Source organism: Pantoea allii (genome assembly GCF_046529425.1).
Taxonomy (GTDB): domain Bacteria; phylum Pseudomonadota; class Gammaproteobacteria; order Enterobacterales; family Enterobacteriaceae; genus Pantoea; species Pantoea allii.
Genome location: NZ_CP125958.1, coordinates 2,122,108 through 2,146,822 on the forward strand (window position 1 = coordinate 2,122,108; position 24,715 = coordinate 2,146,822).

Annotated in this window: 21 protein-coding genes; 11 read left to right on the forward strand and 10 right to left on the reverse strand. The window is 51.6% G+C overall.

Features of this window, described 5'->3' with window-relative positions:
• Window positions 1-1,208: 1,208 nt before the first annotated feature.
• Both QNH99_RS10045 and QNH99_RS10050 read left to right on the forward strand, forming a co-directional pair.
• Window positions 1,209-1,769: a peptidoglycan-binding domain-containing protein gene (locus QNH99_RS10045; RefSeq protein ID WP_410517627.1), complete on the forward strand. Its 561-nt coding sequence runs from the start codon at window positions 1,209-1,211 to the stop codon at window positions 1,767-1,769.
• Window positions 1,723-2,058, forward strand: a complete 336-nt coding sequence (locus tag QNH99_RS10050) for a hypothetical protein (RefSeq protein WP_306277974.1) — start codon at window positions 1,723-1,725, stop codon at window positions 2,056-2,058. The genes QNH99_RS10045 and QNH99_RS10050 overlap by 47 nt, the downstream gene beginning before the upstream one ends.
• 558 nt (window positions 2,059-2,616) lie before the next feature.
• On the opposite strand, the gene QNH99_RS10055 is transcribed toward QNH99_RS10050, so the two are convergent.
• Entirely contained in the window at window positions 2,617-4,161 is a 1,545-nt protein-coding gene (locus tag QNH99_RS10055; protein ID WP_096011164.1) for a methyl-accepting chemotaxis protein, read from the reverse strand.
• Window positions 4,162-4,640: 479 nt separating this feature from the next.
• The gene (locus QNH99_RS10060; protein ID WP_063879878.1) at window positions 4,641-5,354 is read right to left on the reverse strand and encodes a GntR family transcriptional regulator; all 714 of its coding nucleotides are present in this window, start codon (window positions 5,352-5,354) and stop codon (window positions 4,641-4,643) included.
• Window positions 5,355-5,634: 280 nt separating this feature from the next.
• Between QNH99_RS10060 and QNH99_RS10065 the strand changes: the two genes are divergently transcribed.
• From QNH99_RS10065 to QNH99_RS10075, 3 genes are all read left to right on the forward strand, one after another.
• Entirely contained in the window at window positions 5,635-7,257 is a 1,623-nt protein-coding gene (locus QNH99_RS10065) for an alpha-glucoside-specific PTS transporter subunit IIBC (RefSeq protein WP_283355228.1), read from the forward strand.
• Window positions 7,254-8,576 (forward strand): 6-phospho-alpha-glucosidase, encoded by a 1,323-nt coding sequence (locus QNH99_RS10070; protein ID WP_063879875.1) that lies wholly within the window; start codon window positions 7,254-7,256, stop codon window positions 8,574-8,576. The genes QNH99_RS10065 and QNH99_RS10070 overlap by 4 nt, the downstream gene beginning before the upstream one ends.
• 275 nt (window positions 8,577-8,851) lie before the next feature.
• Window positions 8,852-9,322, forward strand: coding sequence for an MEKHLA domain-containing protein (locus QNH99_RS10075; protein ID WP_410517628.1), 471 nt, complete (start codon window positions 8,852-8,854; stop codon window positions 9,320-9,322).
• A gap of 37 nt (window positions 9,323-9,359) precedes the next feature.
• On the opposite strand, the gene QNH99_RS10080 is transcribed toward QNH99_RS10075, so the two are convergent.
• Window positions 9,360-10,904, reverse strand: coding sequence for a methyl-accepting chemotaxis protein (locus tag QNH99_RS10080; protein ID WP_218994465.1), 1,545 nt, complete (start codon window positions 10,902-10,904; stop codon window positions 9,360-9,362).
• Between the two features lie 586 nt (window positions 10,905-11,490).
• Between QNH99_RS10080 and QNH99_RS10085 the strand changes: the two genes are divergently transcribed.
• Window positions 11,491-11,685: a hypothetical protein gene (locus tag QNH99_RS10085; protein ID WP_063879871.1), complete on the forward strand. Its 195-nt coding sequence runs from the start codon at window positions 11,491-11,493 to the stop codon at window positions 11,683-11,685.
• A 39-nt stretch (window positions 11,686-11,724) separates the two neighbouring features.
• Here the strand turns inward: QNH99_RS10085 and QNH99_RS10090 are convergent, their stop codons facing one another.
• Window positions 11,725-12,858 carry an acyltransferase family protein gene (locus QNH99_RS10090; protein ID WP_410517629.1) on the reverse strand — a complete coding sequence of 378 codons (1,134 nt, stop codon included), beginning with the start codon at window positions 12,856-12,858 and terminating at the stop codon, window positions 11,725-11,727.
• Between the two features lie 181 nt (window positions 12,859-13,039).
• Between QNH99_RS10090 and QNH99_RS10095 the strand changes: the two genes are divergently transcribed.
• Both QNH99_RS10095 and QNH99_RS10100 read left to right on the forward strand, forming a co-directional pair.
• Window positions 13,040-13,786 carry an SDR family oxidoreductase gene (locus QNH99_RS10095; protein ID WP_256852255.1) on the forward strand — a complete coding sequence of 249 codons (747 nt, stop codon included), beginning with the start codon at window positions 13,040-13,042 and terminating at the stop codon, window positions 13,784-13,786.
• A gap of 37 nt (window positions 13,787-13,823) precedes the next feature.
• On the forward strand, window positions 13,824-14,081 hold the full coding sequence (locus QNH99_RS10100) for a GNAT family N-acetyltransferase (protein WP_410517667.1): 258 nt from the start codon (window positions 13,824-13,826) through the stop codon (window positions 14,079-14,081).
• A 50-nt stretch (window positions 14,082-14,131) separates the two neighbouring features.
• Here the strand turns inward: QNH99_RS10100 and mdtI are convergent, their stop codons facing one another.
• The 5 genes from mdtI to betI all read right to left on the reverse strand — a co-directional run bounded on the left by mdtI (window position 14,132) and on the right by betI (window position 18,995).
• Window positions 14,132-14,461 (reverse strand): multidrug/spermidine efflux SMR transporter subunit MdtI, encoded by a 330-nt coding sequence (mdtI, locus tag QNH99_RS10105; RefSeq protein WP_109716467.1) that lies wholly within the window; start codon window positions 14,459-14,461, stop codon window positions 14,132-14,134.
• The gene (mdtJ, locus tag QNH99_RS10110) at window positions 14,448-14,798 is read right to left on the reverse strand and encodes a multidrug/spermidine efflux SMR transporter subunit MdtJ (RefSeq protein WP_096011174.1); all 351 of its coding nucleotides are present in this window, start codon (window positions 14,796-14,798) and stop codon (window positions 14,448-14,450) included. The genes mdtI and mdtJ overlap by 14 nt, the downstream gene beginning before the upstream one ends.
• Window positions 14,799-15,205: 407 nt before the next feature.
• Window positions 15,206-16,888: a choline dehydrogenase gene (gene betA / locus QNH99_RS10115; RefSeq protein WP_096011175.1), complete on the reverse strand. Its 1,683-nt coding sequence runs from the start codon at window positions 16,886-16,888 to the stop codon at window positions 15,206-15,208.
• Window positions 16,889-16,911: 23 nt separating this feature from the next.
• Complete coding sequence (gene betB, locus QNH99_RS10120; RefSeq protein WP_410517630.1) at window positions 16,912-18,384, reverse strand: betaine-aldehyde dehydrogenase; 1,473 nt, start codon at window positions 18,382-18,384, stop codon at window positions 16,912-16,914.
• Between the two features lie 17 nt (window positions 18,385-18,401).
• Complete coding sequence (gene betI / locus QNH99_RS10125; RefSeq protein ID WP_096011177.1) at window positions 18,402-18,995, reverse strand: transcriptional regulator BetI; 594 nt, start codon at window positions 18,993-18,995, stop codon at window positions 18,402-18,404.
• A gap of 257 nt (window positions 18,996-19,252) precedes the next feature.
• Between betI and QNH99_RS10130 the strand changes: the two genes are divergently transcribed.
• From QNH99_RS10130 to QNH99_RS10140, 3 genes are all read left to right on the forward strand, one after another.
• Window positions 19,253-21,283, forward strand: coding sequence for a choline transporter (locus tag QNH99_RS10130; protein WP_063879863.1), 2,031 nt, complete (start codon window positions 19,253-19,255; stop codon window positions 21,281-21,283).
• 131 nt (window positions 21,284-21,414) lie between these two features.
• Window positions 21,415-22,767 (forward strand): MFS transporter, encoded by a 1,353-nt coding sequence (locus tag QNH99_RS10135; protein ID WP_410517631.1) that lies wholly within the window; start codon window positions 21,415-21,417, stop codon window positions 22,765-22,767.
• 96 nt (window positions 22,768-22,863) lie between these two features.
• The gene (locus QNH99_RS10140) at window positions 22,864-23,082 is read left to right on the forward strand and encodes a DUF1272 domain-containing protein (protein ID WP_063879861.1); all 219 of its coding nucleotides are present in this window, start codon (window positions 22,864-22,866) and stop codon (window positions 23,080-23,082) included.
• 138 nt (window positions 23,083-23,220) lie between these two features.
• On the opposite strand, the gene rsmF is transcribed toward QNH99_RS10140, so the two are convergent.
• Window positions 23,221-24,648 carry a 16S rRNA (cytosine(1407)-C(5))-methyltransferase RsmF gene (gene rsmF / locus QNH99_RS10145; protein ID WP_410517632.1) on the reverse strand — a complete coding sequence of 476 codons (1,428 nt, stop codon included), beginning with the start codon at window positions 24,646-24,648 and terminating at the stop codon, window positions 23,221-23,223.
• Between the last annotated feature and the right edge of the window lie 67 nt (window positions 24,649-24,715).

Below are 24,715 nucleotides of genomic sequence, written 5' to 3' on the forward strand. Positions count from 1 at the left end.
TGAGAGCCATTTCCCTGGACCGAATACAGGAATCGTGTTCGGTCTTTTTTTATACCATTAATTTTAATTTTCATTAAAATCAATACGTTAATTCTTGTGCTTTCGCTGATTTTTGGTTTTCCTGTTTTAGATAAACAGGTGGGGATTTGGCATAACCTGGCCCTTTAGTCGAACCAATATCGGAGTGCTTTGGGATAAACTTTTAGAACCCGTCGTTCAGTTCTTTGAGCGGCGTCAGGTAACCACCGGTCAAAGAACTGAACGACGGACATAGGCCAAATACTATGCGGAAGCATGATTCATGGCCCGAGGATCATTCAACCTATGATGCCAGATTTGGCAGGAAGGAAATTAAATATAAAAATACATTTGTCGATTAAGAACGAGCTACAAATTTAATAAATCAATAAAAATATACAAAATCAGAGTCTGACTAATACACGTCAATTTATCATGGCTCGTACTCATTCTCGCAACCCTCATGTGAAGCGTATTTTGAGTTAAGCTGATTACCGTTTATTTTAAAGTTATTAGCACTTCAATATGCTTTGTTGCAGCATTATTATGAGCGACTTACGCTTAACTCGCCTCCGGTTACTGAATAGGGCGTTATAAAAATTTAACCGTCTCATCGTTTTTTCTGTCTGCTTTTTATATTTTTCTCAACTGGCTCACTGATTCTTTTCGAAAACTCGCACTCTTTTCCTGACGTACAGTCGCGGATGAATTTCTAAATAATGCTTTATTAATACAATAGTTTATATTTATAAGGGGTGCTTTTGGATAAAGGGTTCTGATGACTCTGATTTATCCAGTCGATGGATGGTTTTTCAGGGATGATTTGATGTTTATTGGCCAATTCTTTGCGCTTTTATAGGGCGTGCTCTGTGAAGACAGCACTGATCGTTCAACTCCAGATTATTTCAATACTGAGTTTAGGTTCACAAGCCATAGTCAAGCACAGGAATTCATCTTTGGAAGGCGTAGATTTAGATACCGTGTAAACACGCTTCAAATTAATTGCACTACCAATAAAAATTGGTAGTGTTCGTCTTTGTCGCCTAAAAATGTGCTTTCGATGATGGGGGTAATTTAAGAAAAAAATAAAAAGCTATTTTTAACAGGTGAATTTTAATGAAATTTTAATTATGACTTTTCAATCCATTCAAATTCAATTATTATTAAGTGTGCTAAAAAAGGAGAGTATTATGAAGGAGTTAAGTGGCGCACGTTGGGTCAATAAATTTCAGGGCAGTGCATCGACTCAAACATTAAGTTACCCATTTAGAACAAATGTTGAGCAATTTTTGTCTGCATTGAAGCTGGCCGGAGCCAGCGTTACCATTGCAGCTACGCTTCGCCCACCAGAAAGAGCTTACCTCATGCATTGGTGTTGGAAAATAAGCCGGAGGATCGTCCACGTTTCCGATGTACCTCCGATGGCTGGTGTAAACATCGAATGGGACCATAAAAACGATGCTAAAAGTTTGCATGAAGCTAACGCTATGGTAGCCGCCTACGGCATGACTGGATTGCATGTAGCTCCAGCATTACGGAGTCGGCATACCGAGGGTAATGCTATTGATATGAACATTTCATGGTCAGGTGATCTAAACATCGTCGACAAAAATAACAGAACTGTCATTATAAAAGTCCCCCCGAGGGATGGAATGAATACAGCACTTCATCTGGTAGGCAGAAGTTATGGCGTAATTAAATATCATGGTGGTGCCAGAGATAAGCCCCACTGGTCATCGGATGGGAGATAATATGAAAAAAATAATAATGGTGCTAACAACCTTATTAGTCACAGTCAGTTGTTCCTCCGTGCAAGCTGAGCCATTACAAGCTGATGTAAAGGCTTTTCAGGACAACGCTGAGGACTGTCAGCATTTCGCGGGTGAGTGGGACAGCTCTTTATCTAAAAGCCGGAAAAAGGAAATTGAAGCTGGTGTAGACAAATATTGTACACAGGCCCGTGAGCAACAAAAACAGTTAAAGAAGAAATACAGAGGTAACAAGCAGGTGGAAGATATAATTGCTGATTATGATCTCTGATTGAAGCTGGTTTGCAGAATGAAAAGGTCTTACGTAATCATGGCGACATTAAATAAATTTGATGTCGTCTTTTTCTCTTTATGTGCACCCTGACATGCTGATATCAGTATCTAATTTTTACATGCATGTGCATATAACACCTAATATTGAGTTTTTGATGTTCAATAAGAGTCCACTACCTTTCTCCCTCGCATCAGGCTTCTCGCTGCACAAAGAGTGATGTTATCTAAAAAATGCTGGCCTTAAGCAGCGTATCGATCAATTTTCCGGTTAACTCAGCCGACGTGGGCTTCACCGCCTTTATGATGTCGATGACGGCTATTCATGACTGTGTTAATAAGCGCGTTACAGCTCTGGCTAAAGCGGTGTAGCAGACAGGGTGTCATCATTGTGCACTAAAGTACTTTAACCCCAGCCCTGAAGAGATAGGGGAACTGCGTTTGCGACAATCTAGCCCTGTTTTCACAGGGTTGGTCAGACAGCACCCGGCCCCCGCAACCGGAGGGCCGAAACGTAACCGGGGCTCGGTCACGTTTCATTGCCTTGTGCTAAAGGGCGCTACACCTGGAACGCTGCAACCATGCCGCGCAGTGCGTGTGCCTGTTCAGAAAGTGACTGTGATGCCGAGGAGGACTCCTCAACCAGTGCGGCGTTGTTTTGGGTAACGCTGTCCATCTGACTCACGGCGATGCTGACCTGCGAAATCCCCTGCATCTGTTCGGACGAGGCCAGAGAGATCTCATCCATTGCCGTTGCCAGTTCACCCACCATGTTAACAATCTTCAGAATACTTTGACCGGTTCCACTCGCGACTGTCACACCGTCTGCAACCTGTTGAACTGCCTGTTCAATCAGCGTTTTTATTTCCTTGGCGGCGATAGCACTACGCTGGGCCAGATTTCGGACTTCCCCTGCCACTACGGCAAAACCACGACCCTGCTCTCCGGCCCGCGCGGCTTCAACGGCGGCATTAAGCGCCAGAATATTGGTCTGAAAAGCAATCCCTTCAATGACGCCGGTGATATCACGGATCTTTGTCGCACTGTCTGAAATCTCTTTCATGGTTTCCGACATCCGTTGCATATCGGCCTCGCCACGTTGAGCCAGATTGGCTGTCTCGCGCGCTGATGTCGCTGTGTGCTGTGCCCCAGAGGTATTGCTCTTCACTGTCGCGGTTAACTGCTCCATGCTGGCAGCGGTTTCCTGTAAGGCGGCAGCCTGCTCTTCAGTACGGGAAGAGAGTTCGGTATTGCCTTGTGCGATTTCATCGGCGGCCAGCGCGACGTTAGCGGAAGAGCTTTTGATCTCTGAAACCAGGCTGCGGAGCCTGGCCTGCATACCGTCAAGGGAGGCCAACAGGCTTGAAGTATCGTTACGACGCAGTAGCACTGCGGAGGTCAAATCACCGTTGGCAATCGCAGCCGCAATAGACTGGGCCTGAGCAGGCTCGCCCCCTAACTGACGCATCAGCACACGGGTGATAATAAATCCGGTGACGACTGAAAACACGATGGAAAGCAGGCCCAGGATAACCAAAATGAGCGTTGAGGTTCGGGTTGAACGACTGTTATCTTCGACTGATTTACGGCTGTTATTCAACTGAACGGTAGTCATTTCGCTAAGAGAACTGAGAAGTGCACGTTGAGCAGGACGCACCGTTACCATCAGGTAATTTATGGCTTCTTGTGAACGGTTATCCAGACCAAACTGACCGGCCTTTTCCAGACCGGAGAGCACCTGATCTTCATTGACCTGAAGTTTTTCCAGCGCGGCACGCCCGGCGGCCGTGGAGTCCGTACGCATGATGGTTTCAAGGGCTTCACGATTTTTTAAATAAGCCGCTTTTTGCAGTTTCAGCCGCTCCCACTCAGGCTGCATTGCTTTGATATCGGTAAGAAGCGCGAGGTTTCTCGCTGCAATAGCCATATCTCTCAGTTCATCTCGCATATCAACGGCGAGTTGATATTTGCGCATCTTAACATTGACCGCATCATCCATACCGGCACTGGCGGAATTAAGGGCTTTGAAAGAAATAACAATACAAATAATAAAAAGCAGAATTAACAGGCCAAAACCTATTGCCAGACGCGTTGAGATTTTCATCTTAGAATTCCTGAAAGTTAAGTTCAGGGTTCTTATCGGCAGAAAATATATAAAAAATTAATAAAAAACGCATATTTTTTAAATAATAAAATCTGTACGTAGGGTGAAAGTTTCTGGGGGAATGGTCATTTAAAAGGACTTATAAATTTAATTAACCAATTGAACGTGGCTGATGATAGGGAGGAGGATAATTTTTACAAAGCTATTATGCAGCACAGCAGTGGATCGCTAAAGATGTGCCGCGAGGAAAGAACTGCATTTTCCTTAATTTGAAATAAGTGCCCTCATTTTCCTTATGAGTGACGCTTTTGTTAAATTAACAGACAAGTTTATCCGATCGCCTGCTACATTAAATTTAACGACATTTTAAAATGTGTTAGCGAAACTCTGTCTCAGGAAATTGACCTGTGATTCGAACCGGTGATTTTATTTCACAGGAGTGAAGGACGCTCGTGCCTTGATGAAGCCTGCTGATAGCTTTAGTCACTCAACCCGGTGCGTCGTAAATGATAGTTAACCTGGTAATCGTAGGTGTTTCTGTACATCACTGCATAGTTGATAAATGCGCCCGTATTGCTGTATGAAAGCGAATCGACTCTAAGTAGCAGTGTTTTCTCAGCGATATTCATGAGGTGCGACAGGCGCTTATCTGATAAAACCGGGCTCAAAGATTCGTAATTGCCCTCTAAAACAATGCCACATTCCTGCTCGATATAGTCAAATTTAGATTTTTCCAGATGGGCCAGGGTAAGATCAGGAAATGTTTTAACTGGCATATAACTTTCTTCAAGCATCAGCAGCTTTTCATCAACATATCGTAACCGACGTGAGAAAAAGAGGCGTTCACCGCTGTTTATGCGTAACTGACTGGCTACGGCGGGAGGCGCGGCGATTAATTCAAATGCCAGAACTTTACTAATAACCTCCTTTCCCTGCAGACGTAATACCTCAGCCAGCCCGGTGAGCGAACTGGTTTCATGACAAATATCCTTTCCTGAAACGTAGGTTCCGCTGCCATGTCGTCGCTCCAGCAACCCTTCACTGACCAGCAAATCTATTGCCTTACGTAGGGTCATTCTCGCCACGCCAAATTCTGTGGCGAGCACTTTTTCAGCCGGTATAGCACTACCGACTGCCACGTAGGGTGAATTTAACCGGAGACGAAGTTTGTCAGCAATAAATTTATAGATCACTTCTGTACCTCCTGGAATGGGGACATAACCGCCAACATACGTAGCATAACGTTAAGGCGTGCAGGGGTTATAAATAAACTCAATTTTTATTTTTTTTAACCGCACTGCAAGATGTCTGGTTATTACCATGAAAATAGACATCATGATTAAAAATAAAACCATGAGGGTGCTCACAAAGTCGCCAGTGACCACGTATGTCAGGTGAGCTATTGCCTTATTTTGACTGCGGTTACATTGACTATAACGATATATTCTTAGAGTCGTTGCGTGAGGAACTAAAATGCTCAGTCAAATACAGCGCTTTGGCGGCGCCATGTTTACCCCAGTATTGTTATTTCCCTTTGCCGGCATCATCGTTGGCCTTTCAATTATGTTACGCAATCCTTTATTTGTAGGGGAAGCACTAACGCATCCAGATAGTTTATTTAATCAAGTCGTGTTCATTATTGAAGAAGGCGGCTGGACGGTTTTTAGAAATATGCCGTTAATTTTTGCGGTTGGCTTGCCGGTGGGGTTGGCAAAACAGGCTCAGGGACGTGCCTGCCTGGCCGTTGTCGTCAGTTTTTTAACCTGGAATTACCTGATTAATGCCATGGGCAGCACCTGGGGCGATTTTTTTTCCGTCGATTTTTCCAAAGGTACCGAAGCCGGAAGCGGACTGGCCATGATCGCCGGGATAAAAACGCTGGATACCAGCATCATTGGTGCCATCGTCATCGCCGGTCTGGTGACGGCGTTACACAATCGTTATTTTGATAAACCACTGCCGGTGTTTCTGGGTATTTTTCAGGGCTCATCATTTGTGGTCATTGTTGCCTTCTTAGCGATGATCCCCTGCGCCTGGTTAACGCTGTTTGGCTGGCCCAAAATTCAAATGGGCATTGAGTCGCTTCAACAGTTTTTACGCGATGCGGGCGCTGTTGGCGTGTGGGTTTATACCTTTCTTGAACGCATTCTGATCCCCACCGGACTGCACCATTTTATTTATGGACCTTTTATCTTTGGCCCGGCAGTGGTTGAAGGTGGCATCCAGGTTTACTGGGCCGAGCATCTGCAGGCGTTCAGCCAGAGCACGCAACCCCTCAAACAACTGTTTCCTCAAGGCGGTTTCGCCCTTCATGGCAATGCCAAAGTGTTTGGCGCAGTGGGGATTGCGTTGGCGATCTATTCGACAGCCTCACCGCTTCAGCGGATCAAAGTCGCAGGGTTATTAATTCCGGCCACGTTGACAGCCGTACTGGTCGGCATCACAGAACCCCTGGAGTTTACCTTCCTGTTTATTTCGCCTCTGTTGTTTGCGGTGCACGCTGTGCTGGCCGCCAGCATGGCGACAGCAATGTATATGTGCGGCGTCGTGGGGAATTATGGCGGCGGCTTACTGGACCAGTTTCTGCCGCAAAACTGGATACCCATGTTCCCTAATCATGCTGGCATGGTCCTGACCCAAATAGGCATTGGCCTGGTTTTTACGGGCCTCTACTTTGTGGTTTTTCACCAACTCATCCTGCGGTTGAACCTGAAAACGCCCGGTCGTGAGGACAGTGAAGTCAGGCTTTACAACAAAGCCGACTACCGGGCAGCGCGACACGCGCCTGCTTCATCTGGTGGGCAGAACCCGCAACGCGATCAGGCGAGGGGGTTTCTGCATGCATTGGGCGGGGCCAGCAATATAGCCAACATCAACAACTGCGCCACCCGCCTGCGGATAACCCTGGTCGATGAGGCTAAAACGCAAAACGATGCCGCGTTTATGGCGCTGGGGGCGCACGGTGTCGTCCGGCGTGGCAACGGTATTCAGGTCATCGTGGGCTTACAGGTCCCCCAGGTGCGCGAGCAACTTGAAAGCCAAATGAAAGACCAGGCCGAATCTGAAGCAACACCTTCCATGGAGAAACCATTATGAAGACATTCTCAGTTTTAATTGCGGGCGGCGGCAGCACGTTTACGCCGGGTATTGTGCTGATGCTCCTGGCGAACCGGCACCGCTTTCCTTTGCGCCAGCTGAAATTTTACGATAATGACGCCGCCCGTCAGGAAACCATTGCACAGGCCTGTCAGATTATCTTGCAGGAACAGGCACCTGAGATTGCGTTCAGCTACACCACCGATCCGCAGGAAGCATTTAGCGACGTCGATTTTGTTATGGCGCATATTCGGGTCGGTAAATATCCCATGCGTGAGCAAGATGAAAAAATCCCGTTGCGTCATGGTGTGCTGGGCCAGGAAACCTGTGGGCCGGGTGGCATTGCCTATGGGATGCGCTCAATCGGCGGCGTCCTTGAGCTCGTCGATTATATGCAGCAGTACTCACCCGATGCCTGGATGCTGAATTATTCTAACCCGGCCGCCATCGTGGCTGAGGCAACGCGGCGCCTGCGACCTGAGGCTAAGATCCTGAACATTTGTGATATGCCGATTGGTATAGAAGGTCGGATGGCAAAAATTGTCGGTCTGCAAGACCGCAAACAAATGCGGGTACGCTATTACGGACTCAATCATTTTGGCTGGTGGACCGCTGTTGAAGATCTGAAGGGAAATGATTTGATGCCACAACTGCGTGAGTACGTGGCGAAACACGGCTATGTGCCGCCTTCAGAGGCGTCGTCAGTAGAGCCGAGTTGGAACGACACCTTCGTGAAGGCGCGCGATGTGCAGGCGCTGGACCCACTGACGTTGCCCAATACCTATCTGAAATATTATCTGTTTCCTGATTATGTAGTCGCGCATTCCAATCCTGCACGCACCCGCGCTAATGAAGTCATGGATCATCGTGAAAAGCAGGTATTCAGTGCCTGCAGGGCAATCAGCGATGCAGGTCATTCATCTGCCGGCGAGTTGGAGATAGACGAACATGCTTCCTACATTGTCGATCTGGCAACCGCGATCGCCTTCAATACTCAGGCGCGTATGCTGTTAATTGTGCCTAACCGGGGTGCCATTTCTAACTTCGACCCGGAAGCGATGGTGGAAATTCCCTGTCTGGTCGGTCGTAACGGTGCGGAAGCGCTTCAGGTTGGAGACATTCCTACTTTCCAGAAGGGCTTAATGAGTCAGCAGGTTGCGGTCGAAAAGCTTGTGGTGGAGGCATGGGAACAGCGTTCCCGGCAAAAGTTATGGCAGGCCATTACCTTGTCTAAAACGGTGCCGAGTGCGGCGGTCGCAAACGCGATTCTCGACGATCTTATCGAGGCAAATAAAGCCTTTTGGCCGCCGTTGAGCTAAACCGCCAGCCAGCCTGATATTGCGTTCAGGCTGGCTGACTTCAGCGCACACAGGGCAAGCCAACAGACTCGAATGCCGTTATGGATCACCCTGTGGATGGGGCGCGGGAGATGCCAATATTCTAACGTGTACTGAGCGGCGATAGCCGTGCTGTGCGCAGCGCGCGAGGGAGATACCTGTGAGCCATTCATCTTCACCGTAACCCATTCTTGATTTTCAACACGCATCCCGCCACATTACCTCCTCGCATCCTGCCTTTTGTAACGGAGTTGATAATGTCGACGGAAAACCAACTGGCTTTATTGCAGCGTATTGATGAACGCTACCGCGCACTCACCGGACGTGGCCTTTATTGCCCCGATGAGCGTGCTGATCGCTACCTGTGGCTGCATGAACATGCACCGTACAGCATTCTGGCCCACAGTAGCGAAGCCGATCCGGTATTTGTCTACGCCAATCGTTGTGCACTGAGCTGCTTCAAATACAGCCTGGAAGAGATGCTGCAATTGCCTTCACGACTCAGTGCCGGACCTTCCGACAGGGAAGCGCGGCAGCGCCTGCTGGACATTGTCAAACGCGACGGCATTGCCACCGGCTACAGCGGGCCGCGGGTAGATAAACAGGGCAAGAGTTTCATCATCTATGAGGGCGAGGTATGGCAGTCAGACAGGGACGCAGAGGCCGGCTGGGGCCAGGCCGCACTGTTCTGGCCCGGTCCCCGTAACGGGATGGCAGACATAACCTGATCGGTCAGGTCATCTCTGCCAGATGAAGAGGGCGCATTTATACCCTGAAGGCTTCGACCATGCCGCGCAGGGCGTGCGCCTGTTCAGAAAGTGACTGTGAAGCGGACGATGACTCTTCCACCAGGGCGGCGTTATTCTGCGTGACGCTGTCCATCTGGCTGACGGCGACGCTGACCTGAGAAATGCCCTGCATCTGTTCGGAAGAGGCCAGTGAGATCTCATCCATCGCGCTGGCCAGATCGCCCACCATGCTGACAATCTTCAGGATGCTTTCACCTGTACCGCTGGCGACTTTCACGCCGCTACCAACCTGTTCCACTGCCTGCTCAATCAGTGATTTTATCTCTTTCGCTGCGGTAGCGCTGCGCTGCGCCAGGGTACGGACTTCGCCCGCCACCACCGCAAAACCGCGGCCATCTTCGCCGGCCCGTGCGGCTTCAACCGCAGCATTGAGCGCCAGAATATTGGTCTGGAAGGCAATTCCTTCGATGACGCCGGTGATATCGCGAATTTTAGACGCGCTCAGCGAAATCTCGTTCATGGTTTCCGACATCCGGTGGACGTCGCTTTCGCCGCTGCGTGCCAGTACGGCGGTCTCGCGAGCCGTAGATGCGGTACTCTGAGCACCGGCGGCATTACTTTTCACTGTGGCGGTAAGCTGTTCCATGCTGGCTGCGGTTTCCTGCAGCGCGGCTGCCTGCTGTTCGGTACGGGAGGAGAGCTCCGTATTACCCTGGGCGATTTCTTCAGCCGCCAGCGCGACATTGCCCGAGGTCTGTTTAATTTCCGATACCAGACCACGAAGTTTGGCCTGCATGGCATCCAGTGAAGCAAGCAGGCTGGTGGAATCATTACGACGGAGCGTGACGCTGGAGGTCAGATCGCCTGCGGCAATCGTGGCCGCCAGCACCTGTGCCTGCGCCGGTTCACCGCCAAGTTGGCGCATCAACACACGGGTTATCATATAGCCGGTGGCCACCGAGAACAGCACGGAAAGCACGGATAAAAACACCAGGGTCAGCGAGGCCCGACTGGTGGCATTGCTGTTGACTTCCACCGCATTTCGGCTGTTGTGCATCAGAATATCGGTGGTTTTATTTAGGGCGTTCAGCATATCGCGTTGCAGCGGACGCAGGGTTTCCATGAGATAACGTGTCGCTTCATCTCGCTCATTCTTCAGTCCCAGTTGCCCGGCGGACTCAAAGGCACCCATCACCGTGGCCTCAAGTTCTTTGATGTGACTCAAGGCAGCTTGTTCTTCAGCAGTGGACTGGCTCTGCATAATGGTTTCAAGCGTTTCACGGTTTTTGGTGAACAGGCTTTTCTGCGTTTCAATGCGTTCCCATTCTGGCTGCATCTCTTTCGTGTCAGAAAGTAAGGCCAGATTTCGCACGGCTATCGCCAAATCCCGCAGCCCGCCGCGCATATCAAGAATAAGCTGGTACTTTCTCATTTTGACATTCACGACCTCATCCATCCCCGTTTTAGCGTTATGCAGCGAGTTAAGGGAGACGGAGGTACAGATAATAAAAAGCAGAATTAACAAACCGAAACCGATTGAAAGACGAGTAGAGATTTTCATGTAGATGTTCCCGATGGATTACCGTTTTGTTCTCTATCGGCACCAGTCTGGAAAAGGATTAACGAAAAAAGCAAAATTTACATAAGTTTCTTTAATATTATTTTTATAAATCAGAAAAATGATCTTAATCAATAAAGAGGGATATTTTTGTTATGGGCAGTATATTCAGGCGGAATTCAGGAATTTAAGATGGCAGGTTGATGTGTTTAATCGGTTTGAGCGCGGATTTTCGGTGAAAACATAAATTATAATGGTGGTTTAGATTAAGCCTGATAGCGCTGATTCAGCGGGCATCAGGATCATGCCAGCGACCTGCTATCAGGCTTTAGCCAGTGCCTTACCGCCTATCGCACACGGCGATGCCATCCTCTCTCCCCGGAGATGACGCAACATTACCGAACAGATAACACCGCGTGCCGAGATAGCAGGATGCAACCGGGTGCTGTGCCCGCAGGAAGAGAGGATAAACAGCGGCAAGAATGTGTGATCGAGGTAACAATCTTGACGCGAATTTTAAGTTTATCAGACACTTCATTACGCCAGTTTCTTCACTATAGCGACTCCATTCACAGCATGGGAAAGCGCAATGAAGAAACCGTTAGCCGTGGCCTGGTTATTTTTGATGATTTCATTTGGGGCAACCGCACAAGGTCTGGTGCACACCAGGATCGATCGCGTTCATGTCGCCGGATTAAAAACCCATAGCAGCATCGCCGATACGCCGGAGTCACCGGATGAACACGTGAGGGAAAGGCAGCACGAGGTGGGTAAAGCAGTGTGAAGTGAATAAAATGGCTCGCACTCGCGAGCCATTGTTCGGTCAGCGTGCAGGCTTAGCTGACAGGAACCTTTTACCCAGATTGATCCCCGGTTTTTCCACGTATTTGAACAGCAACGATGCCAGTGCATAGGTCAGCGGAATCGACACGGCGCACACGATCAGGAAACGCGTCAGATCATGTTGATACTCAATATCCGTCTGATTAAGCAACAGCGCAATCGCTGGAATCACGATCAGCAGGTGCAGCAAATAAACCGAAAACGAGACGTCACCTAACCATGTACTCAGTCGGTTGTTCAAAAGCTTGCGTGGGATCTGGATCAGTTTCGCCATCAGACTGTTTTCCTGATACTGCCACAGCACGGCCGCCATACCGATAATCATGACGGCTTCCAGCATCACCTGCAGCTTAATGGCACCCAATCCGATAAGAACGCTGACTGCCGGACCGGCTAGGGCAAACACGATATAAAGCAGGGATTTGCGTCGAACGGCTTCGGCCAGCAACATACCTGAAATAAACATATTCAGTTTAATCAGAATCATTGATGGCATTTCAAACGCTTCATAGTAGTCGGGTAGCAGGTAACGACCGGCACAGCTCAGCGCCATAATGCTCAGCAGGGCGGTGGCATAGCCAAAGCGCATCACCGCCAGCATAATAAAGGGAAACAGCAGATAGAACTGCATTTCCAGCCCAATGCTCCAGTCGGGCAGCGTTGTATTGAATCCATAGGCGGGCAGCAAGGCGAACAGGAACGACAGGTGCGTTAGCACGTTCATCAACGACTGATCGGCATAGCGGGAGGATTCTGTCGCGGTGCCGGAATAAAACTGTGCAATGGTATCGCGCATTTCACCAAACCAGGGGCCGTAAATCAGCGCAACGGCCAGCAGCAAATAGTAGAGCGGGGCGATGCGGAAAAAACGACGTAACCAGAATTTCTTGATGGTTTCCGCACTTTGCCAGGGCTCTTTATGCTGGCGTTCTACGTAGTTTTTCGCCATCAGATAACCCGAAAGCAGGATAAACAGATCCACACCAATGCCGGGTGAGGAAATCAGGGTGATATGGCAATGGATAAGCAAACTGATGTGCCCCAGCAGTACCCAAAGAGAAGCAATGCCACGCAACCCCTCCAGCTCCGTGGACCAACCTCGTGTCGCAGACATGGTAAAACCTCGTTAATCAGTTAGTTATACTGGCTCTAAGGCGGTAACTAAGCCTTAACGCTGTTGCCAAGTCCACCCGCAAACAAAAAAGTGAGAGGATTCTGACGCTGTGGTTAATAATTGAACGGCGAGATGATGTGCTCGCTAACGCTGTCTGGTACGTCAAACGGGAACCGAAAACATGAAAAAGAGTGGCAATACGTTGTTGATTACCGGTGGGGGATCGGGCATTGGGCGCGCACTGGCACATCGCTGGCACGACGCCGGAAATCAGGTGATTATCACCGGGCGTCGGCAGGAAACCTTAGACGACGCGGCTGCCGGACGAGAGCGGATTGCAACCTGGGTGATGGATGTTACGGATGCAGCCGACGTCAACAACGCCATTCCTCAACTACTGCGCACCTACCCGCACGTGAATGTTTTAGTGAATAATGCCGGTGTGTTCAGCCCCGAAGATATCACTACAGGGCGGGATCTGAGCGAGGTAGCCAGAATGACAGAAACCAATTTTATTGCCCCCATCAGGCTCACGGATGCGCTGATCGATCATCTCAGCGGTCAGCCCGATGCGGCCATCATCAACGTCTCGTCAGGATTGGCTTTTGTGCCTTTTCCGGCGTCACCAACTTACAGTGCGACCAAAGCGGCACTCCATTCCTATACGGCGGCTATTCGGCCGCTATTGCAGGGAAAGGTGGAGGTGATTGAGATTATCCCGCCCCAGGTGCAGACCGAGCTGGCGCCCGGACAGTCACAGGATGCCAACAGTATGCCGCTTGATGCGTTTGCCGATGAGGTGATGACGTTATTGCATAGCGGGGCAACGCCTGCGGAAGTCTGCGTGGCGCGCGTGCGCTATTTTCGCGAGGCCGAAGCGAAAGGCCACTTTGATGAGGCTTTGCAAATGCTCGTGAAGTACAGCTAAGAGCACGCGGGCACGGTCGGATAACCAGGATAGCCCCATTGGTCTTGGCCGGGTCATCGGGGACGGAGGATGCTTTTTTGTCATTACGGATATTGCAGTGATCCCGCAGCATCAAAAGAAAGGCGTAGGCGATCGTATTATGCGTGCGCTGATGAATTATATTCAGCGTCACGCACCGCCGTCAGCTTATATCAGTTTAATCGCCAGCCACGGTACGCCCGCTTTTTATGCGCGCTATGGTTTTGAACCGGCACTGCCTCCCGAGCGCGCAGGGATGTTTTTGCGCATCGCCTAATACGCGTGACGTCATAAATGACAATGGGGGACGTCACCGTCCCCGCAGTGTCAGGCCAGTTTAAGGATAATCATTCCCAGTAATAGCAGGGCAAGCCCGGCCCAGCCTGTTCGGTTGAGCCGCTGATCAAACAGAATCCATCCTGCTGCCACGGTCGCGACGAGGCCAAAGCCGCCCCACAGGGCATAAGCAATCGACAGCTCAATGCCTTTTACCGCTTGAGACAGCGCGCTAAACGCCAGCAGCACGCAGGCCAACGACAGAATCCCATAACCGGGTTTTTTAAAGCCGTTGCTGTACTTAAGTAAAATATTAGCGGCGATCTCCAGCAGTACGGCCAGCGCCAGCCAGGCAAAGTGAATCAGATCAGGCAGGATCATGTTCTGCCTCCTTGACCTCACCGCTGCCGGCTTTCATTAACAGGATGCCGACAACCAGGGTGAACAGGCCGCAGACTTTCATCAGCGATAAGGTTTCGTCAAACAGCTGCACGCTAAATACGGTGATCAGCATAATGCCAACGCCTTCCCAGAGCGCATAAGCGACACCCAACGCAATGCGCTTAATGGCGAAACTCAGAAAGAGATAAGAACAGGCAATCATCCCCAGCATGATCACATATCCCGTCTGGCTTTGATTCAGGCTGGACCATTTCATGGTTAAGGTGCCAATGATTTCCGTAACAATAGCGAGTGCTAATAATCCCCAGGCGCGCATGGGTTTTCTCCACAAATAAACGTCATGATTTACCGTGATGCGTAACGCAACGGCAGAAAGAGAAATTTGCTGGCAGAGAGGGGGCTAAAGCGCGCTGCGCCAGTGCTGATCGACGGCGTTAACGCTGAAAGCGGTAAGGGTTAAAAGGGCGGTAAAAAGCGTAATGAACGTCCTGCTCATAATTTAACAATGCATCCACGTTGTTGCTTCTCTTCAGTGGACGGATAAAGCCTCCGGTAATAAACACCACAGCGTTATATCACGTAGTCAGATGAAGAGACAGTCTGTTTGTTCGGGTATTTGACGAATATCAGGTGAATATGACGTAGGTTGAGGCGCGGTTTCGTTCTGGCAGAGAAATAAAAAAGCCGGACAGATGTCCGGCTTGGTGGTGGCACAGAAAACCGTTACGCCGTGCGTTCTGGCGCCGTGCGGACGGGAGCATCCCCTGCAACATAGTAGTCTGCCGTGCTGCGTGGCAGTGGTTCAAGGCCACGAATGCTGTCGGCAATTTTTTCACCGATCATGATGGTGGTCGCATTCAGGTTACCGGTGATAATCAGCGGCATGATAGAGGCATCGACAACGCGTAGCCCCTGCAGTCCGTGAACGCGGCCTTCACTGTCAACGACCGACATCTCATCGTTGCCCATTTTACAGGTGCCGCAAGGATGGTAGGCCGTTTCGCCGTGGTTACGCACGAACTCATCCAGCTGTTCATCGGTCTGGCATTCAATACCGGGACTGATTTCGCGGCCACGGTATTTATCCAGCGCGGGCTGATTAATGATCTCGCGCGTGATACGAATCGCATCGCGGAATTCATGCCAGTCCTGTTCATGAGACATATAGTTGAACAGGATAGCCGGATGGCGACGCGGATCGCGTGATTTCAGGTGCACGTGACCGCGACTCGGTGAACGCATTGAACCCACGTGGCACTGGAAACCATGCGCATCAACCGCGTTCGAGCCATTGTAGTTAATCGCTACCGGCAGGAAGTGGTACTGAATATTTGGCCAGCTAAACTCTTCGCGGCTACGAATAAAGCCGCCCGCTTCAAACTGGTTACTTGCTCCCACGCCGGTGCCGTTAAACAGCCACTCCGCACCAATCTTAGGCTGATTCCACCATTTCAAGGCCGGATAAAGCGATACCGGTTCTTTACACTCGTACTGCAGATACATCTCAAGGTGATCCTGCAGATTTTCACCGACGCCTGGCAGGTCGTGTACCACGGGAATATCGAACTGCTTCAGTAGCGCTGAGGCACCGACGCCGGAGCGTTGCAGAATTTGTGGTGAGGCAATGGCACCCGCACACAGCAGGACTTCACGACGTGCGTGAGCCGTGTGCAACGTATTGCTGTCACCGATTAAATACTCGACGCCAATCGCGCGCTTACCTTCAAACAAAATGCGGTCAGTCGTGGCATGTGTGGTGATTTTCAGGTTAGGGCGGCTTTTCGCCCTGTCCAAATAGCCGCGAGCGGTACTGGAGCGTCGGCCTTCAGGCGTCACAAACCGATCCATCGGGCCAAAGCCTTCTTGCTGATAACCGTTAAGGTCATCGGTACGCGGATAGCCCGCCTGAACGCCAGCCTGAATCATCGCTTCAAACAGAACGTTATTGCCTTTCTTCGGCGTAGTGACGCTGACCGGGCCGTCACCGCCATGGTAATCGTTGGCACCGGTATCGCGCGTTTCTGATTTACGGTAGTAGGGCAGGCAGTCCAGATAGCTCCAGTTCTCCAGCCCAGGCATGTCAGCCCAGTTGTCCAGATCCATGGCGTTACCGCGGATATAGCACATACCGTTGATCAGCGATGAACCGCCCAGGCCTTTGCCCCGGCCACATTCCATCCGGCGGTTGTTCATGTAGGGCTCAGGCTCTGTTTCGTACGCCCAGTTATAGCGTTTTCCCTGTAAAGGGTAAGCCAGGGCTGCAGGCATCTGGGTGCGAAAATCAAAACGGTAGTCAGGGCCGCCCGCTTCCAGCAGTAAAACATTTACGTTGCTGTCTTCGGTGAGTCGGGTAGCCAAAACATTCCCTGCGGATCCGGCTCCGATGATAATGTAATCAAATTCCATTCGTCGTTCCTCAGGTTAGGGGATTAAAATACAGACTGAAAACGCGTCAGTTCCACCTGAACCGACTTGACCTGGGTGTAGCTTTGCAGCGTCATCAGGCCGTTTTCACGTCCCACGCCAGAGTGCTTGTAACCGCCAACCGGCATTTCGGCGGCGGACTCACCCCAGGTGTTAATCCAGCAAATGCCGGCTTCAATCTGATGGATCACCCGGTGTGCGCGGTTCAGATCCTGCGTCACCAGACCGGCAGCCAGGCCGAACTCGGTGTCATTGGCGCGGCGCACCACTTCGTCTTCAGAGGTGTAACTCAGAATCGACATGACCGGGCCAAAGATTTCTTCACGGACAATCTTCATCTCATCACGGCAGTCGCTGAATACGGTGGGTTCAACCCAGGCACCCTGATCAAAGCCTTCGCCGGTTAAGCGCTTACCGCCGCACAGCAGACGTGCGCCTTCTTCAATGCCAGATGCAATAAAGCGCATGACATTATCACGGTGGCTAAAGCTGACCAGCGGACCAAAGTTAGTGTCAGGATCGCGCAGGTCGCCTGCTTTAATACGTGCAATGCGCTCAAGAATCCTGGCCTCAAAGGCAGACTGCAGCGCGGCAGGCACAAACACCCGCGTACCGTTGGTGCACACCTGGCCAGAACTGTAGAAGTTGGCCATCATGGCAATATCGGCTGCCAGGTCGAGATCGGCATCATCAAAAATAATCAGCGGAGACTTACCGCCCAGCTCCATCGTGACGTCTTTCAGCGTGGAACCTGCCGCGTTCGCCATGACTTTCTTGCCACTGACCACACCGCCGGTGAATGACACCTTATCAATGCCCGGATGTTCGGTCAGCAGTTGGCCGGTGACCGCGCCGGTGCCCGGCAGCACGTTAAACACACCATCTGGCACGCCGGCTTCTGTGTAGATTTCAGCCAGTTTCAGCGCCGTCAGCGGGGTAACTTCGCTGGGTTTAAAGATCATGGCGTTGCCCGCCGCCAGCGCTGGCGCAGACTTCCAGAGTGCAATCTGAACCGGGTAATTCCAGGCACCGATGCCTGCGACAACGCCTAGTGGTTCGCGGCGGGTATAAACAAATGAGGTATCACGCAGCGGAATTTGTTGGCCTTCCAGCGCAGGGATCAGCCCAGCGTAATATTCCAGCACGTCGGCACCGGTAACGATGTCAACGCTTGCGGTTTCACTGAACGGCTTACCGGTATCAAGCATCTCCAGTTCAGCCAGCTCATCATTGCGCTCGCGCAGGATATCAACCGCACGACGTAGAATGCGTGAACGTTCCATTGCGGTCATGGCCGCCCAGACTTTTTGTCCTTTTCGGGCAGCGGCAACGGCGCGATCGACATCCTCGCGTCCGGCGATCTGAACATCAGCCAGTACCTCACCGTTAACCGGGTTAATGCTCTGGAAGGTTTCACCAGAGGTAGCGGCAACGTAAGTACCATTGATGTAGAGTTGTTGCTCGTTGAATCGGGACATAATTTCTCCTGGTTCCGTTACTCGTGTTCGCCAGCTAACTGCTGACGAATGAATTGGGTGGTCAGTGTCCGGGCGGTAGCCGGGTCAAAAGGCTTTCCGCTCAGTGCGGCGCGTAGCCACAGGCCATCTATCATGGCGGCCAGCCCGTGGGCGGCAAGGCGGGCCTTTTCTTTGGGCAACTGGCGGCGAAATTCCACTGCCAGCGCTGAAAACAAGCGCCGGTGGCTGACCCGTTCCAGCCGTCGAAGCTGAGGCTGATGCATGCTGCTTGACCAGAAATCAAGCCAGGCTTTCATTACCGCGCGTTCCACCTGACTTTCGTCAAAATTGCCGTCGACGATAGCGCGCAGCCGGACTTCTGCCGAAGCCTGCGCCAGTGGAGCCAGCCGATGCGCGACCGCTTCACGCAGTTGTCGGGTTACATCGCGCATGGTGGCTTCCAGCAAGCCATTCTTGTCCTTGAAATAATGACTAATGATGCCCGTTGAAACGCCTGCGCGCCGCGCAATCTGGGCAATGGTGGCATCATTAATGCCGACTTCATTGATGGTGCCCAGCGTGGCATCAATCAACTGCCGACGTCGTATTGGCTGCATCCCTACCTTTGGCATGACTTTCACTCCAGCCTGAAACCGAGCCTCTATTTAAACTTTTTTTGATTGGATGTTCAATATAAATAGAAACCTTGTTAGGATGATGTGTCTTAAAAGTTGAGTAAGTGAAGCGGTAAGTGTGGCAGATTTGCTAGTTTTGACCAGAATGTAACAGCAGGAAACGAAGCGTAAAAAAACACATGCCGCCAGGGCGCCGGATTTTTAACCGGATTGATCTCTTGCAGAATTTACAAGCCAACAACCAGAGGTAAACGATGACGAGTCCACCAACTAGTGAAAAAGACAGAATCAATCCTGTAGTGTTTTACACATCGGCAGGATTGATTCTGACGTTTTCACTCATCACCATTCTGTTTAGCAACGAAGCTGCAGGCTGGATTTTAAAGGCAGTTAACTGGGTGTCAGCCGCGTTTGGCTGGTATTACATGCTGGCGGCAACGCTGTACATTGTCTTTGTGGTTTATATGGCGTGTTCGCGCTTCGGCTCGATCAAGCTGGGGCCAGAGCAGTCAAAGCCTGAGTTCAGTGTACTGAGTTGGTCGGCGATGCTGTTCGCCGCCGGTATCGGTATTGACCTGATGTTCTTTTCGGTAGCGGAACCTGTTTCACAGTATATGCAGCCGCCGGAAGGTGCAGGGCAGACCATGGAGGCGGCCCGCCAGGCGATGGTCTGGACGCTGTTCCACTACGGCTTAACCGGCTGGTCAATGTATGCCTTAATGGGCATTGCGCTGGGTTATTTTAGCTACCGTTATAATCTGCCGTTAACCATCCGCTCGGCGCTGTATCCTATCTTTGGAAAGCGCATTAACGGCCCGATTGGACATACCGTGGATATTGCGGCGGTTGTCGGCACGATTTTTGGTATCGCAACCACGCTCGGCATCGGCGTTGTTCAGCTGAATTACGGGCTGAAGGTGTTGTTTGATGTTCCCGAAGGGCTGACCGCCCAGACGGCCCTGATCATTCTGTCGGTGGTTATCGCGACCATCTCTGTTACCTCTGGCGTGGACAAAGGTATCCGTATTCTGTCCGAGCTGAATGTGGCACTGGCACTTGGCCTGATTCTGTTTGTCCTGTTTGCCGGTGATACCAGCTTCCTGCTTAATGCGCTGGTCCTTAATGTGGGCGACTATATCAACCGCTTTATGGGCATGACGCTGAATACCTTTGCTTTTGATCGGCCAACACAGTGGATGAACAGCTGGACACTGTTTTTCTGGGCCTGGTGGGTTGCCTGGTCGCCATTCGTTGGCCTGTTCCTGGCGCGTATTTCACGTGGTCGTACCATCCGTGAGTTCGTTCTTGGCACGCTGGTGATTCCTTTTACCTTTACGCTGCTTTGGCTGTCTGTATTCGGTAACGCCGCCCTGTATGAAATTATTCATGGCGACGCGGGCTTTGCCCAGGAAGTGATGACGCACGCAGAGCGCGGTTTCTATAGCCTGCTGGCCCAGTATCCGGCGTTTAAGCTGAGCGCATCGGTGGCAACCATTACCGGTATGTTGTTCTACGTCACCTCGGCGGATTCCGGTTCGCTGGTGTTAGGTAACTTCACCTCAAAACTGAAAGACATCAACAGCGATGCGCCCAACTGGCTGCGTATCTTCTGGTCGGTGGCGATTGGTGTGCTGACGTTGAGTATGCTGATGACCAACGGCATCACTGCGTTGCAAAATGCCACGGTGATTATGGGGCTGCCGTTTAGCTTCGTGATCTTCTTTGTGATGGCGGGATTGTATAAGTCACTCAAGGTAGAGGACTACCGTCGTGCCAGTGCGACACGCGATACTGCGCCTTACCTGGCACATGCGACCGATCGTCTGACCTGGAAAAAACGCCTGTCGCGGCTGATGAACTACCCCGGCTCGCGTTACACCCTGAAGATGATGGAAGAGACCATCTTCCCTGCCATGCAGGAAGTGGCAAAAGAGCTGGAGCTGCGTGGCGCCAGGGTTTCGCTGGATAAGGTGGCGGCTGACGACGAGCATCCGCTGGGTTATCTGGATTTGCGCGTTCAGTTGGGCGACGAGCAGGACTTCCTCTACCAGGTCTGGCCGCAGCAATACTCGGTACCTGGTTTTACCTACCGGGCGCGTAGCGGTAAGTCCACCTATTACCGGCTGGAAACCTTCCTGCTGGAAGGCAGTCAGGGCAATGACCTGATGGACTACAGCAAAGAGCAGGTGATTATTGATATCCTCGATCAATATGAACGTCACCTGAACTTTATCCACCTCCATCGCGAGGCACCGGGAAGCAACATTACCTTCCCCAACGCCTGAGTCAGCAGCCCGTAAGCCGAGAGGTTTACGGGCTTTTTTCATAGTCGGAATAGTCCCGACCTAAACCGTCACAAAATCAACTATCTTTAAAGATTACAGGACACCGATTACCGTGGTTGACAGGGAGTCGTATGCGAAAAATTCTTAGAACATTTCTGCCGCTTTACACCACTACGTTGCTGATGCTACTGGGGTCGGGGTTGCTGACGACCTATGTGTCGCTGCGCCTGGCGCATGAACAGGTTAACGGGGCGGTGATCGGCGCGATTATCGCAGCCTATTACATTGGCCTGGTGATCGGCGGAAAAGTGGGGCACAACCTGATTGCGCGCGTCGGCCATATTCGTGCGTATGTGGCCTGTGCCGGTATTATCACCGCGTCAGTGATAGGGCACGGTCTGACAGACTTTATACCGCTATGGGTTTTTCTGCGTCTGATTATCGGCCTGTGCATGATGTGTCAGTACATGGTGCTGGAAAGCTGGCTCAATGATCAGGCGGAATCTTCACAGCGCGGCCTGATTTTTGGCTTCTATATGGTGGCAACCTACCTTGGGTTGAGTAGTGGCCAGGTGGTGCTGACGCTGCAAAGCGGGTTTGGTATCAATACGTTGTTGATTGTGGCCCTGTGTTTTGCGCTCTGTCTGGTGCCCATCGCCCTGACAACGCGCACCCATGTGCGGCCCATGTCGCCCGCGCCCATGGAGCTGAGCTATTTTATTCGCACGATTCCAAAGTTGCTCAGTACCACCTTGTTAACTGGTATGGTGGTCGGTGCGTTTTATGGTCTGGCACCGGTTTACGCCAGCAGTAAAGGGTTCAGCGATGCCCAAACCGGGATATTCATGAGCCTGACTATTTTCGCCGGGCTGGTTTCACAGTTTCCCCTCAGTTGGCTGTCCGATCGCTACGACCGCCAGCGACTGTTGTTCTATATTTCCGTCGTATTGATGCTGGCCTGTCTGCCGCTGGTTGTATTGCCAAACCTCTCTTTCAACTGGGTGCTGGGCATCGCGTTTGTTGCCAGCATGGTGCAGTTTTCGCTTTATCCTTTACAGGTCGCTCTGGCTAACGATCAGGTGGCTGCCGAGCAGCGCGTGTCACTCACGGCCTGTTTATTGATGGCCTTTGGCATCGGTGCCAGTATCGGTCCTTTGCTGGTGGGGGCATTAATTCAGCCGTTTGGCAGCAACATGCTTTATCTGTTCTTCACCCTGTGTACGCTGCTGATTGCCGCATTGAGCTATATGAAAACGCCGCTTCCGTTGCCGACCACCGAAGTACCGCTGCCCCATGTGGTCTTGCCAGACAGCCTGGCGACATCGCCATTAGGCGCGGCGCTTAACCCGGTGCTGGAAGATGAGGCGATTCAGGCGGCGATGGTGAATAGCGACGAAGAGAACGAGGATGACGAAGAGAATAAAGAGGACGATGACGATCGGGGCAGCAAGGATACGCAAAATCAGGAACACGCTAACCGCTGATAAAATCCATACGGCATCCTGATGGCAAGATGAAAATCCTCGACAAGCGGTGCGGCTTTTGCCACGCTGACAGACGCTACCGCCAAGGAGGATGCCATGTTAGAACTGCGCCCTAACTGTGAACGCTGTGATACCGACTTGCCTGCCGCATCCTACGATGCGCGCATCTGTTCGTTCGAATGTACCTTTTGCGCTCCCTGTGCTGAGCAGCATCTTAAAGGGCTGTGTCCAAACTGTGGCGGGGAATTAGTCCGGCGGCCAATCCGGCCTGCGGCTAAACTGCTGACGCATCCCGCCAAACTGCGCAACGCATAAAGGCTGAACGCGCCGGCGGCGTCCGGCGTGGTCCTGTCCTGTTTAACGCATCTTCCATCACATCACGCCCGATTTAACCGCAATCCTGGGCCAAAAACAGGGCACGCAACGTGACAGTGTCACATTGCGTGCGTGCGCCTAGCGGAACAGCCTGCCATCACGCACCAGCTCGCGCGGGTAGCTGTTTTTAATGCGGCTACCAACACGTTTGGCCAGACCGAGCGGCTGATGTTGATAGGTCACTATCATTTCGTCGAGGGTTGGCGCATTTTCAGGATAGATATCACGACCGCGATACCATTCTTCGGCTTCCGCCGTGCTCAACGCAAACGTCTGCTCAGGGCGCGGTGAGGCCAGCGCGATAACCGCCTCGTGTTGCCAGCGATAGCCTTTTGCAAAGGTCTCTGCCAGCTTCAGGCCAATCCGCGAGAAGCGCACCTTACCTAACAGCGGTGTAACCGCGGTCGGGAACAGCCAAATCTCTTTATCACGCTGCCAGAGCTGCAAACTATCATCCCATTGAATGGCGACCTTCGCGGCTGCCTGCACAATCTCGCTTTCGAGCTTGCGGCTCAGGTGGCTAAACGGCAGCTTACCGACTTTATAAGTCGGTTCGGGCAAACGCTCGACGGACGCCGTTTTACGTAAGCGGGCGACGAAGAAACCTTCACTGTCAAACAGCTGAGGAAAAACGTGCAGGAAACCCTCATGCGTGGCTGCCCGCTCCGCACCTGCGAACAATGACTGCAAGGGGGCAATTTCGACGGCATTCGGATAGCGCTCAAGTAGCCCGGCCACCACCTGTTGGTTCTCAATCTGATTCAGGGTACAGGTGGAGTACACCAGCGTACCGCCTGGCTTCAGGGCATGAAACGCGCTGTCAATCAGATCGCGCTGGGTAGCGGCAATATCATGGGTGCTGGCAAGCGACCAGTTTTTCAGGGCATCAGCGTCTTTACGCATGACACCTTCGCCGGAGCAGGGCGCATCCAGCAAGATCGCATCAAACTGCTCCGGTAGCGCAGGTCCAAAGACGCGGGCATCAAAGTGCGTGAGTGCGCTATGGGTGACGCCGCAACGGGTAATATTGGCGTGCAACACTTTGACCCGGCTGGAAGAGAACTCATTGGCAAGGATGACGCCCTGATTATGCATACAGGCGGCAATCTGGGTGGTCTTTGAGCCGGGTGCCGCGGCCATGTCCATGACGCTCATCGCATCGGGGTGCGCATCAAACAATGCCGTTACCGGCAGCATCGAGCTGGCTTCCTGGATATAGAACAGGCCGCTCAGATGCTCGGCGACACTGCCCAATGGCAGGCTTTCATCCTCGCGGGTGATCCAGAATCCCTCTTTGCACCAGGGCACGGGCGTTAACTGCCAGCCGTAGTGGGCCGTTTGTGCCAGAAAGTCGCTCACGCTGATCTTTAAGGTGTTAACCCGCAGGCTGCGGCGCAAAGGCTGCAGGCTGATATCCATAAACTGCTGCAGGCTGGTGTCATCGGGCAAACTCTGGCGTATCAGGTCGAGGAAGTCGGCAGGGAAGCGTGAGGCGGAGTCGGACACGGATAGGTTCTCTTTGAGGCAAAGGTGGCAGTGTAGCACGCAGAAAGAAAACGGGCAGCCTGCGCTG

Excerpts from the sequence above, each read along its gene's own strand:
- QNH99_RS10045 (WP_410517627.1), top strand. The coding sequence starts at position 1,209 with ATGAAGGAGTTAAGTGGCGCACGTTGGGTCAATAAATTTCAGGGCAGT.
- QNH99_RS10050 (WP_306277974.1), top strand. The coding sequence starts at position 1,723 with ATGGTGGTGCCAGAGATAAGCCCCACTGGTCATCGGATGGGAGATAAT.
- QNH99_RS10055 (WP_096011164.1), bottom strand. The coding sequence starts at position 4,161 with ATGAAAATCTCAACGCGTCTGGCAATAGGTTTTGGCCTGTTAATTCTG.
- QNH99_RS10065 (WP_283355228.1), top strand. The coding sequence starts at position 5,635 with ATGCTCAGTCAAATACAGCGCTTTGGCGGCGCCATGTTTACCCCAGTA.
- QNH99_RS10070 (WP_063879875.1), top strand. The coding sequence starts at position 7,254 with ATGAAGACATTCTCAGTTTTAATTGCGGGCGGCGGCAGCACGTTTACG.
- QNH99_RS10075 (WP_410517628.1), top strand. The coding sequence starts at position 8,852 with ATGTCGACGGAAAACCAACTGGCTTTATTGCAGCGTATTGATGAACGC.
- QNH99_RS10080 (WP_218994465.1), bottom strand. The coding sequence starts at position 10,904 with ATGAAAATCTCTACTCGTCTTTCAATCGGTTTCGGTTTGTTAATTCTG.
- QNH99_RS10085 (WP_063879871.1), top strand. The coding sequence starts at position 11,491 with ATGAAGAAACCGTTAGCCGTGGCCTGGTTATTTTTGATGATTTCATTT.
- QNH99_RS10090 (WP_410517629.1), bottom strand. The coding sequence starts at position 12,858 with ATGTCTGCGACACGAGGTTGGTCCACGGAGCTGGAGGGGTTGCGTGGC.
- QNH99_RS10095 (WP_256852255.1), top strand. The coding sequence starts at position 13,040 with ATGAAAAAGAGTGGCAATACGTTGTTGATTACCGGTGGGGGATCGGGC.
- mdtI (WP_109716467.1), bottom strand. The coding sequence starts at position 14,461 with ATGATCCTGCCTGATCTGATTCACTTTGCCTGGCTGGCGCTGGCCGTA.
- mdtJ (WP_096011174.1), bottom strand. The coding sequence starts at position 14,798 with ATGCGCGCCTGGGGATTATTAGCACTCGCTATTGTTACGGAAATCATT.
- betA (WP_096011175.1), bottom strand. The coding sequence starts at position 16,888 with ATGGAATTTGATTACATTATCATCGGAGCCGGATCCGCAGGGAATGTT.
- betB (WP_410517630.1), bottom strand. The coding sequence starts at position 18,384 with ATGTCCCGATTCAACGAGCAACAACTCTACATCAATGGTACTTACGTT.
- betI (WP_096011177.1), bottom strand. The coding sequence starts at position 18,995 with ATGCCAAAGGTAGGGATGCAGCCAATACGACGTCGGCAGTTGATTGAT.
- QNH99_RS10130 (WP_063879863.1), top strand. The coding sequence starts at position 19,253 with ATGACGAGTCCACCAACTAGTGAAAAAGACAGAATCAATCCTGTAGTG.
- QNH99_RS10135 (WP_410517631.1), top strand. The coding sequence starts at position 21,415 with ATGCGAAAAATTCTTAGAACATTTCTGCCGCTTTACACCACTACGTTG.
- QNH99_RS10140 (WP_063879861.1), top strand. The coding sequence starts at position 22,864 with ATGTTAGAACTGCGCCCTAACTGTGAACGCTGTGATACCGACTTGCCT.